This window comes from Candidatus Streptomyces philanthi (assembly GCF_059553635.1).
In genome coordinates this window covers 1-12,166 of record NZ_JCANQV010000179.1, presented here as the reverse complement: position 1 = coordinate 12,166, position 12,166 = coordinate 1, and the positions used below count along the sequence as shown (strand labels likewise).

The 12,166-nt window shown below is 72.7% G+C and carries 8 protein-coding genes; 6 read left to right on the top strand and 2 right to left on the bottom strand.

The window, feature by feature from the left end; all coding sequences use genetic code 11:
- From AC51EU_RS20060 to AC51EU_RS20045, 4 genes are all read left to right on the top strand, one after another.
- On the top strand, positions 1-1,804 hold a 1,804-nt coding region (locus tag AC51EU_RS20060; protein ID WP_496268387.1), incomplete at its 5' end, for an IucA/IucC family protein.
- A gap of 62 nt (positions 1,805-1,866) precedes the next feature.
- A complete protein-coding gene (locus AC51EU_RS20055; protein WP_496268386.1) occupies positions 1,867-2,514 on the top strand; it encodes a GNAT family N-acetyltransferase in 648 nt (215 codons plus the stop codon).
- A gap of 108 nt (positions 2,515-2,622) precedes the next feature.
- Positions 2,623-4,392 carry an IucA/IucC family protein gene (locus AC51EU_RS20050; protein ID WP_496268385.1) on the top strand — a complete coding sequence of 590 codons (1,770 nt, stop codon included), beginning with the start codon at positions 2,623-2,625 and terminating at the stop codon, positions 4,390-4,392.
- A gap of 41 nt (positions 4,393-4,433) precedes the next feature.
- Entirely contained in the window at positions 4,434-6,404 is a 1,971-nt protein-coding gene (locus tag AC51EU_RS20045) for an ATP-dependent DNA helicase (protein WP_496268384.1), read from the top strand.
- A gap of 107 nt (positions 6,405-6,511) precedes the next feature.
- Here AC51EU_RS20045 and lexA read toward each other — a convergent pair whose 3' ends face one another.
- Complete coding sequence (lexA, locus tag AC51EU_RS20040; RefSeq protein ID WP_496268383.1) at positions 6,512-7,312, bottom strand: transcriptional repressor LexA; 801 nt, start codon at positions 7,310-7,312, stop codon at positions 6,512-6,514.
- 629 nt (positions 7,313-7,941) lie between these two features.
- Here lexA and nrdR point away from each other — a divergent pair.
- Both nrdR and AC51EU_RS20030 read left to right on the top strand, forming a co-directional pair.
- Positions 7,942-8,475 carry a transcriptional regulator NrdR gene (gene nrdR / locus AC51EU_RS20035; RefSeq protein ID WP_496268382.1) on the top strand — a complete coding sequence of 178 codons (534 nt, stop codon included), beginning with the start codon at positions 7,942-7,944 and terminating at the stop codon, positions 8,473-8,475.
- Between the two features lie 123 nt (positions 8,476-8,598).
- Entirely contained in the window at positions 8,599-11,469 is a 2,871-nt protein-coding gene (locus AC51EU_RS20030) for a vitamin B12-dependent ribonucleotide reductase (RefSeq protein ID WP_496268381.1), read from the top strand.
- Positions 11,470-11,477: 8 nt separating this feature from the next.
- Here AC51EU_RS20030 and AC51EU_RS20025 read toward each other — a convergent pair.
- The coding region (locus tag AC51EU_RS20025; RefSeq protein WP_496268380.1) for an MFS transporter at positions 11,478-12,166 on the bottom strand (689 nt) is incomplete at its 5' end.

The following is a 12,166-nucleotide window of genomic DNA, read 5'->3' as shown; positions in this document are numbered from 1 at the left end:
ACAGAGTCACTGTTCCACATCAGCGTCCCGACACGGTCCTCGTCCCGACCCCCTCGACCACCCCGATCCGGCCGCCGCCGCCGACGCCGCGGGCACCGAGAACCTGCTGCGCTGCTGGCTCCGCGAGAACGACGTCCCCCGCCCGCCCGGCGACCACCTCCGCATCGACCTGCCCGCCAGCGCCACCGCCCTTCACGTCCCCGTCCGCTACTGGTCACCCACCGGCTGGCACCGCCTGGGCGCCCCCGCGCTCGACGGCGCCCCCGACGACGCCGCGCCCCTGGACGCCGTCACCCTCGCCGCCCTGCTGCGCCGGGAGGCCGCCCACGCCGCGGCGCCGGGCGGCGGGCGCTACGAGGGCGACGGCGCCGAACTCGTCGGACGGGTCGCCGAATCCGTCCGCACCACCGCCGTCCTCCTCGCCGACCGCCGCGACCGCCCGGCCGCCGACCAGCCCTCGCTGTTCCTGGACGGCGAGCAGTCCCTGCTCCTCGGCCACCCCCTGCACCCCACCCCCAAGAGCCGCGAGGGCCTCACCGAGGCCGAGACCCGCCGCTACTCGCCCGAACTCCGCGGCGCCTTCCCCCTCCACTGGATGGCCGTCCACCGCTCCGTCCTCGCCGCCGACTCCGCCTGGACCGAACGCGGCAGGGCCGTCACCGCCCCCCAGCTGGCGCTCCGCCTCACCGGCGGCGGCCTCCGCCTCCCCGAGGACACCGTCCCCCTGCCCCTGCACCCCTGGCAGGCCCGCGACCTGGCCACCCGCCCCGACGCCGCCCTTCTCCTCGACGCCGGACTCCTCCACGACCTCGGCCCCGCCGGCCCCCTGTGGTACCCCACCTCCTCCGTGCGCACCGTCCACCGCCCGGACGCCGACGCGATGCTCAAGCTCTCCCTCGGGCTGCGCATCACCAACTCCCGCCGCGAGAACCTCCGCAAGGAACTGCGGCGCGGCGTCGAGGTCCACCGGCTGCTGCGCACCGGCCTGTCCGACCAGTGGCAGGCCGCCCACCCCGGCTTCGACATCGTCCGCGACCCCGCCTACCTCGCCGTCGACGGCCTCGACGGCGCCCCCGTCCAGGGCCTGGACGCCGTCGTCCGCCACAACCCCTTCACCCCCGACGACGACGCCGTCTGCCTCGCCGGACTCCTCTCGCCCCGACCCTGGCCCGACCACCCCGCACTGCGCTCCCGGCTCGCCGACCTCGTCACCGCGCTCGGCGACCGCACCGGCCGGGGCACCGGCCCCGTCGCCACCGAGTGGTTCCTGCGCTACCTCGAAACCGTGGTGCGACCCGTCCTCTGGCTCGACGGCACCGCCGGCGTCGCCCTGGAGGCCCACCAGCAGAACACCCTCGTCCTGCTCGACAAGGACGGCTGGCCCGTCGGCGGCCGCTACCGCGACAACCAGGGCTACTACTACCGCGAGTCCCGGCGCGCCGACCTCGAACGCCGGCTGCCCGGCATCGGCGCCGACAGCGACACCTTCGTCGCCGACGACGTCACCGACGAACGGTTCGCCTACTACCTCGCCATCAACAACGTCCTCGGCCTCATCGGCGCCTTCGGCTCCCAGGGCCTGGTCCGGGAGGAGATCCTGCTCGCCGCGTTCCGGCGCTTCCTCGGCGAGGCCGCCGCCGCGCCACGGGAGCACCGCTCGCCGCTGCCCGAACGACTGCTGTCCACCCGCACGTTGCGCTGCAAGGCCAACCTCGCCACCCGGCTGCACGGCCTGGACGAACTCGTCGGACCCGTCGAGACTCAGTCCGTCTACGTCACCCTGACCAACCCTCTGGTCCCGTAGGACACCCACCGCCCCGAGGGCGCGACCTTGCGCCCCCGGGGCCCCGAGAGGAGAGCGCCGCCGTGCCAGCCACCGCCCCCGCCCCGGACCCCGACGACACCCGGCCGTCCGGCCCCGGGACCGGCACACCGGCCGCCGGACCCCTCCTCGACGACCTCGCCTCCTGGGGCCCGGCCGCCACCGGGGCCGGGCCCTTCGCCCTCGTCCCGGTCCGCCTCGAACGGGACCTTCCCCTGGTCACCGCCTGGATGAACGATCCGGCGGTCGCCGCGTTCTGGGAACTGGCCGGCCCCCCGGAGACCACCGCGGCCCATCTGCGCGCACAGCTCGACGGCGACGGACGCAGCGTCCCCTGCCTCGGCGTCCTCGACGGCGTCCCGATGAGCTACTGGGAGATCTACCGCGCCGACCTCGACCCGCTCGCCCGCCACTACCCGGCCCGCCCCCACGACACCGGCGTCCACCTGCTGCTCGGCGGCGCCCGCGACCGCGGCCGGGGCCTGGGTACCACCCTGCTGCGCGCCACCGCCGACCTCGTCCTCGACCACCGGCCGCGCTGCGCACGGGTCCTCGCCGAACCCGACGTGCGCAACACCCCCTCCGTCGCGGCGTTCCTGGGCGCCGGATTCCGCTACGACGACGAACTCGACCTGCCCGGCAAACGCGCGGCCCTGATGGTCCGCGACCGCGCCCACCGCCACCTGCTCTGACCCCGGGGCCGCCCGCGGCCCCCGGCCCGTTCCCCGTCCCCACCCGTCCGGCGCCGACCGGGGGCCGTCCCCGCCACCGGTCCGCCCCGCCGCGAGGAGAGTCCCGCCTTGTCGCCCGAACCCCGCCTCCCGCACGCCACCGCCTGGCAGCACGCCTCCCGCCGCCTTCTCGCCAAGATCCTCGCCGAATTCGCGTACGAGGAGATCCTCACCCCCGAGCCCGACGGCACCGGCCCCGACGGCACCCCCCGCTACCGCCTGCCCGTCACCGACGGCCTCGTCTACCGCTTCCACGCCCGCCGCGGCGCCTACGGCCACTGGCGCGTCGACCCCCGCTCGGTCACCCCCGACGGCGACGCCCTCCGCTTCCTCGCCCGGGCCCACGACACCCTCCTGGGCATGTCCGGCGACACCACCGGCCATCTGCTGCGCGAACTGACCGCCACCCTCGCCGCCGACACCCGGCTGGACGCCACCGCCCCGAGCGCCGCTGACCTCGCCGACCTGGACTACGCCGACCTCGAAGGACACCAGACCGGCCACCCCTGGCTCGTCGCCAACAAGGGCCGCCTCGGCTTCTCCGCCTCCGACGCGGCCCGCTGGGCACCGGAGGCCCGCACCCCGCACCGGCTGCCCTGGCTCGCCGCCCACCGCGACCTCGCCACCTACCGCGGCACCACCGCCCTCGCCACCCCCGACCGGCTCTACGACGACGAACTCACCCCCGCCGTCCGCGCCGCCTTCGCCCGCACCGTCACCGACGCGGGACGCGATGTGGCCGACTACCTCTACCTGCCCGTACACCCCTGGCAGTGGGACGAGACCATCGCGCCCCTCTTCGCCCCCCAGCTCGCCGACCGGTCACTGATCGCCCTGCCCACCGACGGCGACCCGCGCCTCCCGCAGCAGTCGATCCGCACCTTCCTCAACGTCGGCAGGCCCACCGCCCGGACGGTCAAACTCCCGCTGTCCATCCTCAACACCCTGGTCTGGCGCGGCCTGCCCACCGAACGCACCCTCGCCGCCCCCGCCGTCACCACCTGGGTCCAGGGCCTGCGCGACGCCGACCCGTACCTGCGCGACGAGACCCGGGTGATCCTCCTCGGCGAGACCGCCTCGGTCACCGTCGAGCACCCCCTCTACGACCGGCTGCCCGGCGTCCCCTACCAGTACCGCGAACTCCTCGGCTGCATCTGGCGCGAACCCGTCACCCGCCACCTCGACCCCGGGGAACGCGCCCGCACCCTCGCCTCCCTCCTCCAGACCGACCCGCACGGCCGCGCCCTGACCGCCGAACTGGTCCACCGCTCCGGCCTCGCCCCCCGCGACTGGCTCGCCCGCCTCTTCGCCGCCCTGCTGCCGCCCCTGCTGCACTTCCTCTACCGTTACGGCACGGTCTTCTCCCCGCACGGCGAGAACGCCATCGTGGTCTTCGACGACCGTGACGTCCCCGTCCGCCTGGCGGTCAAGGACTTCGTCGACGACGTCAACACCTGCGACCGGCCGCTGCCCGAACACGCGGACATGCCGGACGAGGTACGGGCCGTGCTGCTCACCGAACCCCCCGGCTTCCTCACCCAGTTCCTCCACTCCGGCCTGTTCATCGGGGTGTTCCGCTACCTCGCCCCGTTGTGCGAGGAGCAACTGGACGTCCCGGAGGGGGAGTTCTGGTCACTCGTCCGGGCGGAGATCGCCCGCCACCACCGCCGCTTCCCCGGCCTCGCCGAGCGCCACGCGCTCTTCGACCTCGGCACCCCCCGCATCGACCGGCTGTGCCTGAACCGCAACCGTCTGCACACCGACGGCTACCGCGACCGCGCCGAACGCCCGCACGCCACGGTGCACGGGAGTGTTGCCAACCCCCTGGCCGGGCCGTGAGCCCTCCGGTTGTCAGTGGTCACGCGTAGGCTGGCCACGCTATGACGAAGCCCTCCCTCCCCGATCTGCTGCACGCCGCCGTCTCGGCCGTCGGCGGCACCGAGCGCCCCGGCCAGGTGGCGATGGCCGAGGCCGTCGCCGAGGCCGTGGACGACGGCTCCCATCTGCTGGTGCAGGCCGGTACCGGCACCGGAAAGTCCCTCGGCTACCTCGTGCCGGCGCTGGCGCACGGCGAGCGCGTGGTGGTGGCGACGGCCACCCTCGCGCTCCAGCGCCAGCTCGTCGAACGCGACCTTCCGCGTACGGTCGAGGCGCTGCGTCCGCTGCTGCGCCGGCGGCCCGAGTTCGCCATGCTCAAGGGCCGCTCCAACTACCTGTGCCTGCACCGTCTGCACGAGGGCGCGCCGCAGGACGAGGAGGACGGCCTCTTCGACGTGTTCGAGCAGGCCACCCCCACCAGCAAGCTCGGCAAGGACCTGCTGCGGCTGCGGGACTGGGCGGACGAGACGGAGACCGGCGACCGCGACGCCCTCACCCCGGGCGTCTCGGACCGCGCCTGGGCCCAGGTGTCGGTCTCCTCCCGGGAGTGCCTGGGCGCCTCCAAGTGCCCCTACGGCGCGGAGTGCTTCGCGGAGGCGGCGCGGGAGCGCGCCAAGCTCGCCGAGGTCGTCGTCACCAACCACGCGCTGCTGGCGATCGACGCGATCGAGGGCGCCCCGGTGCTGCCGCAGCACGAGGTGCTGATCATCGACGAGGCCCATGAGCTGGTCTCCCGGGTCACCGGCGCGGCCACCGGCGAACTCACGCCGGGCCAGGTCAACCGCGCGGTCCGCCGCGCCGCCAAGCTCGTCGACGAGAAGGCCGCCGACCGGCTGCTGACCGCCGCCGAGACCTTCGAGCGGCTGATGGAGCTGGCCCTGCCCGGCCGGCTGGAGAAGATCCCCGAGGACCTGGGCGTGTGCCTGGCGGCGCTGCGGGACGCCGCCCGCGGGGTGATCACCGCGCTCGGCACCACCCGCGACCGGTCCGTGCAGGACGAGGACGCCGTCCGCAAGCAGGCCCTGGCCTCGGTGGAGAACGTCCACGCCGTCGCCGAGCGGATCGCGGCCGGCTCCGAGTACGACGTGGTCTGGTACGAGCGCCACGACCGCTTCGGGGCGTCCCTGCGGGTCGCTCCGCTGTCGGTCTCCGGGCTGCTGCGCGAGAAGCTGTTCGCGGACCGCTCGGTGGTGCTGACCTCGGCCACCCTCAAGCTCGGCGGTGACTTCAACGGCGTCGGCGCCTCGCTGGGCCTGCCGCCGGAGGGCACGCGGGGGGAGGACCTGCCGGTCTGGAAGGGCCTGGACGTCGGCTCGCCGTTCGACTACGCGAAGCAGGGCATCCTCTACGTCGCCCGGCATCTGTCGCCGCCCGGCCGGGAGGGCAGCCGCGGCGACATGCTGGACGAGCTGGCGGAGCTGATCGAGGCGGCGGGCGGCCGGACGCTCGGGCTGTTCTCCTCGATGCGGGGCGCCCAGGCCGCGGCCGAGGCGATGCGGGAGCGTCTGGACGTGCCGGTGCTGCTCCAGGGGGAGGAGACGCTGGGCGAGCTGATCCGGGCGTTCGCCGCGGACGCCCGTACCTGCCTGTTCGGGACGCTCTCGCTGTGGCAGGGCGTGGACGTGCCCGGGCCGAACTGCCAGCTGGTGGTGATGGACCGGGTGCCGTTCCCGCGTCCGGACGATCCGCTGATGAGCGCCCGGCAGAAGGCGGTGGAGGACGCCGGGGGCAACGGCTTCATGGCGGTGGCGGCGACCCATGCCGCGCTGCTGATGGCCCAGGGCGCGGGCCGTCTGGTGCGGGCCTCCGGCGACCGTGGTGTGGTCGCGGTCCTGGACCCGAGGGTGGAGCGCGCCCGCTACGGCTCGTTCCTCCGTGCCTCGATGCCCGGCTTCTGGTACACCACCGACCGCAACCAGGTGCGGCGGTCACTGGCCGCCATCGACGCGGCGGCGAAGGCCGGGGAGAAGTGACGGGGCGCGGGCCGGCGGGGCGTTACGGCCCCGCCCTCGAGCGGGGTGCGGGCACGGGAGAGCCCCGGAACCGGCGCAGTGGTCCCGGGGCTCGGATGTGAGGGCGGTCAGACCCGCCGCAGTACGGCCACCACCTTGCCCAGGATGGTGGCTTCGTCGCCGGGGATCGGCTGGTAGGCGGCATTGTGCGGCAGCAGCCACACATGCCCGTCCTCGCGCTTGAACCGCTTGACGGTCGCCTCGCCGTCCAGCATCGCGGCGACGATGTCGCCGTTCTCGGCGACCGGCTGGCGGCGGACGGTGACCCAGTCGCCGTCGCAGATCGCGGCCTCGATCATGGAGTCGCCGACGACCTTGAGGACGAAGAGTTCACCGTCGCCGACGAGCTGCCGGGGGAGCGGGAAGACGTCCTCGACCGATTCCTCGGCGAGGATCGGTCCGCCGGCGGCGATCCGGCCGACGAGCGGGACGTAGGAGGCGGCGGGCTTGCCCGCGGTCTCCGTGGTCGTGGTGGCGGGCTGGTCGGAGGCGCGGACCTCGTAGGCGCGGGGGCGGTGCGGGTCGCGGCGGAGGAAGCCCTTGCGCTCCAGCGCCATCAGCTGGTGGGCGACGGACGAGGTGCTGGAGAGCCCCACCGCCTGGCCGATCTCCCGCATGGACGGCGGGTAGCCGCGGCGCTGCACGGAGTCCCGGATCACCTCGATCACCCGGCGCTGCCGGTCGGTGAGCCCCGAGCTGTCGGCCCGGATACCGGGTGGACGGCCCGGCAGGGCGCGGGCGGGCTTCTGCTCCTCGGAGGCCAACGTGGCGTCGTCCATCGGTGTGTTCCGCGTCGTTTGAGGACGCTCGAACCGGCTCTGGGAGTGGCTTGGTGCGGTGATGGTCGCGCTGTCTGCGGTGGTGGTCACGTCGGCCCCTCTCGGAATGTTCTCCCTAGCTAGCCAACGGTAGTTGCTTTCGAAAGGTTGCGCCAAACACACGTTCGAGTGAAAAATCGATGATTGCCTGACCTGGTCATGCAACAGGGTGTATAGGGATAACCCCGAACGGCAATTCGGTAGCGTACGGTACGCTTTCGCCCGCGTTTCCCCTTCCGGTCCTCCTGTCCGGAATTTCCGGCCACTTCCCGCCGCGGCACCCGCTGTGACATCCGTCTCCCGGGCCTCCGCGCCCGTACGCGCCGGACCCCGTACGGGCCGTCCGGAGCGGCCCGCGGGGGCGCCCGTACGCCGTCGCGGATTCTGTCATCCGCGGCCCGGCGCCGCGTCCGGCCGGCCGCGTCCCGTACCCTCGTGAGCGCCTCCGAGAGGTGCCGCCGCCGCGACACGCGGTAGGCGCTCATGAGCGCCCGGACACCACATCTAGTGCTTGGATGGCGTCAACCACCTACAAGTTGTGGTGCCTGGTCCGGCGTGGGTCGGGGATCGCCTATGCTGGTGGCTGCTCCGAACGGACCACAGGGACCGCCCGGAGACGATCTCGCCGTACCCCGGGACGACCCGGGTGCGTCCGTTCCGAGGGTGAGGAGGGTGGAGCCGTGCACTGCCCCTTCTGCAGGCACCCGGACAGCCGAGTGGTCGACAGTCGCACCACCGACGACGGCACCTCGATCCGCAGGCGCCGCCAGTGCCCCGACTGCTCCCGCCGTTTCACGACCATCGAGACGGCATCGCTGATGGTGATCAAGCGGTGCGGGGTCACCGAGCCGTTCAGCCGCAACAAGGTCATCGCGGGGGTGCGCAAGGCGTGCCAGGGCCGCCCGGTCACCGAGGACGCCCTCGCCAAGCTCGGCCAGCGGGTCGAGGAGGCGGTGCGCGCCACCGGCAGCGCCGAGCTGTCCACCCACGACGTCGGGCTCGCCATACTGGGCCCCCTGCGGGAACTCGACCTCGTCGCGTACCTGCGGTTCGCGTCCGTGTACCGGGCGTTCGATTCACTTGAGGACTTCGAGGCGGCCATCGCCGAGCTGCGGGAGCAGCGCGAGCAGGGACCGCCCGAGCAGGGCTGCGGGAAGGACGGTGCGAGCGGCGGCGCCGCGCCCGTTCCTGTGCCCGCCACCGCCGCCGACTGAGTTCGGCGCGCATCCGAGAGCCGGCCGGGGCCGTGCAGGGCGTCCCGGTCCGGACAGACATACACCGTGCCACGGGAAGAAGTGCGCACACATGGGCGTTTTCGCCCGTATCAGGGAGGCGGAATGACAGAGACGACGAGCGGCCCGACACGCGGCTCCCGCGCCAAGGGCAGCAAGGCGAACAAGGGCCTGCGCATCGAGCGCATCCACACCACCCCCGGCGTGCATCCGTACGACGAGGTGGAGTGGGCACGCCGTGACGTCGTCATGACCAACTGGCGCGACGGCTCGGTCAACTTCGAGCAGCGTGGCGTCGAGTTCCCCGACTTCTGGTCGGTGAACGCGGTCAACATCGTCACCAGCAAGTACTTCCGCGGCGCGGTGGGCTCGCCGTCCCGTGAGTCGAGCCTGAAGCAGCTGATCGACCGGGTCGTCAAGACGTACCGCAAGGGCGGCGAGGACAACGGCTACTTCGCCTCCCCGGCGGACGCCGAGATCTTTGAGCACGAACTGGCGTACGCCCTGCTCCACCAGGTCTTCAGCTTCAACTCCCCGGTGTGGTTCAACGTCGGCACGGCGCAGCCGCAGCAGGTCAGCGCCTGCTTCATCCTGTCCGTCGACGACTCCATGGAGTCGATCCTCGACTGGTACAAGGAAGAGGGGATGATCTTCAAGGGCGGCTCCGGCGCCGGCCTGAACCTCTCCCGCATCCGCTCCTCCAAGGAGCTCCTCTCCTCCGGCGGCAACGCCTCCGGCCCGGTCTCCTTCATGCGCGGCGCCGACGCGTCGGCCGGAACGATCAAGTCGGGCGGCGCCACCCGCCGCGCGGCCAAGATGGTCGTCCTCGACGTCGACCACCCGGACGTCGAGGCGTTCATCGAGACCAAGGTCAAGGAGGAGGAGAAGATCCGCGCGCTGCGCGACGCGGGCTTCGACATGGACCTGGGCGGCGACGACATCACGTCCGTCCAGTACCAGAACGCCAACAACTCCGTCCGCGTCAACGACGAGTTCATGCGGGCCGTCGAGGCCGGCGGGAAGTTCGGGCTGCGCGGCCGGCTGACCGGCGAGGTCATCGAGGAGGTCGAGGCCAAGGGCCTCTTCCGCAAGATGGCCGAGGCCGCCTGGGCCTGCGCCGACCCCGGCATCCAGTACGACGACACCATCAACCACTGGCACACCTCGCCGGAGTCGGGCCGGATCACCGCGTCCAACCCGTGCAGCGAGTACATGCACCTGGACAACTCCTCGTGCAACCTCGCCTCTCTCAACCTGATGAAGTTCCTCCGCGACGACGACCAGGGCAACCAGTCGTTCGACGCCGAGCGTTTCGCCAAGGTCGTCGAGCTGGTCATCACCGCGATGGACATCTCCATCTGCTTCGCGGACTTCCCCACCGAGAAGATCGGTGAGACCACCCGCGCCTTCCGCCAGCTGGGCATCGGCTACGCCAACCTCGGCGCCCTGCTGATGGCCACCGGCCACGCCTACGACTCCGACGGCGGCCGCGCCCTCGCCGGTGCCATCACCTCCCTGATGACCGGCACCTCCTACAAGCGCTCCGCCGAGCTGGCCGCGGTCGTCGGCCCGTACGACGGCTACGCCCGCAACGCCGACGCCCACAAGCGCGTCATGAAGCAGCACAGCGACGCCAACGGTGCCGCGGTGCGCATGGACGACCTCGACACCCCGGTGTGGGCCGCGGCCACCGAGGCGTGGCAGGACGTGCTCCGCCTCGGCGAGAAGAACGGGTTCCGCAACGCCCAGGCGTCGGTGCTGGCCCCGACCGGCACCATCGGCCTGATGATGGACTGCGACACCACGGGCGTCGAGCCGGACCTGGCGCTGGTCAAGTTCAAGAAGCTGGTCGGCGGCGGCTCCATGCAGATCGTGAACAACACGGTCCCCAAGGCGCTCAAGCGGCTCGGCTACCAGCCCGAGCAGATCGAGGCGATCGTCGACCACATCGCCGAGCACGGCAATGTGATCGACGCCCCCGGCCTGAAGACCGAGCACTACGAGGTCTTCGACTGCGCCATGGGCGAGCGCTCCATCTCCCCGATGGGTCACGTCCGCATGATGGCCGCCGCGCAGCCCTTCCTGTCCGGCGCCATCTCCAAGACGGTCAACGTGCCGGAGTCGGCCACCGTCGAGGAGATCGAGGACGTCTACTTCCAGGGCTGGAAGCTCGGCCTGAAGGCGCTGGCGATCTACCGCGACAACTGCAAGGTCGGCCAGCCGCTCTCCGCCAAGAAGAAGGAGGAGGAGAAGAAGGCCGAGGCCCCCGCCGAGACCCAGAAGGTCGTCGAGTACCGCCCGGTCCGCCGCCGTCTGCCCAAGGGCCGCCCCGGCATCACCACCTCCTTCACGGTCGGCGGCGCCGAGGGCTACATGACCGCCAATTCCTACCCGGACGACGGTCTGGGCGAGGTCTTCCTGAAGATGTCCAAGCAGGGCTCGACCCTCGCGGGCATGATGGACGCCTTCTCCATCGCGGTCTCGGTCGGCCTCCAGTACGGCGTGCCGCTGGAGACCTACGTCTCGAAGTTCACCAACATGCGCTTCGAGCCGGCCGGTATGACCGACGACCCGGACGTGCGGATGGCGCAGTCGATCGTCGACTACATCTTCCGCCGCCTGGCGCTGGACTTCCTGCCCTTCGAGACCCGCTCCGCCCTCGGCATCCACTCCGTCGAGGAGCGCCAGCGCCACCTGGAGACCGGTTCGTACGAGCCCGTCGAGGACGAGGTCGACGTGGAGGGACTGGCCCAGTCCGCGCCGCGCCAGATCGAGGCCCCGAAGCCCGTTCCGGCGCCGAAGGCCGCCGAGGAGACCCCCGTCCCGAAGCAGGCGCACACCAACGCCGAGCTCGTCGAGATGCAGCTGGGCATCAACGCCGACGCCCCGCTGTGCTTCTCCTGCGGCACCAAGATGCAGCGCGCCGGCAGCTGCTACCTGTGCGAGGGCTGCGGTTCGACCAGCGGTTGCAGCTGACCCGGGGATCACCCAGGTCCGCTGAGGTCTGAGGAGTCCCGCTGAGGTGGGAGGCCCCTTCGGGGGTCTCCCACCTCTTCGCTTTCCGGTCGGGCGCCGACCTCGCGCCGCGTGCCGGTGGTGAGCGCCGCGTACAGCGCGGCGGCGGCCAGCTGGGTGGCGGCGACGGCCAGCAGGAGGACGGGCGCGGGGAGGTGCGCGGCGACGCCGGTGAGGGCCGCGCCGCAGGCCGCCGCGGTGATCTTCAGACCCGCGCCCACGGTGAAGACCTGGGTGCGGACGCGGGGCGGGGCATGATCGGCCCGGATGCGGAGCGTCGCGGTCAGCAGCGGACCGTCGCAGAACCCGGCCAGCGCGAACAGCGTCAGGAACCCGGCCGGGGACGGCACCGCGGCGGCGGCCGCCAGCGCCAGACCCGTCCCCGCCAGCCCGTACAGGGCGAGACGCCGCGACGGCACCGGGCGCCGCCACCGGGCCACGGCCAGGGAACCGGCGAGCGCGCCGGCCCCGAAGGCCGCCATCGCGAAGCCCTCCGTGCCCGCCTGGCCCCGGCTCCCGGCGAGCAGCACGGTGACGGCCGGCAGGGCCCCGGCACCGACGAACGCCAGACAGGTCGCGGCGGTGATCGCCCGCAGCGCGGGCACACGCCACACGGCGGCCAGACCCCCGGCCAGATCGGAACGGAACGTCCCGGACG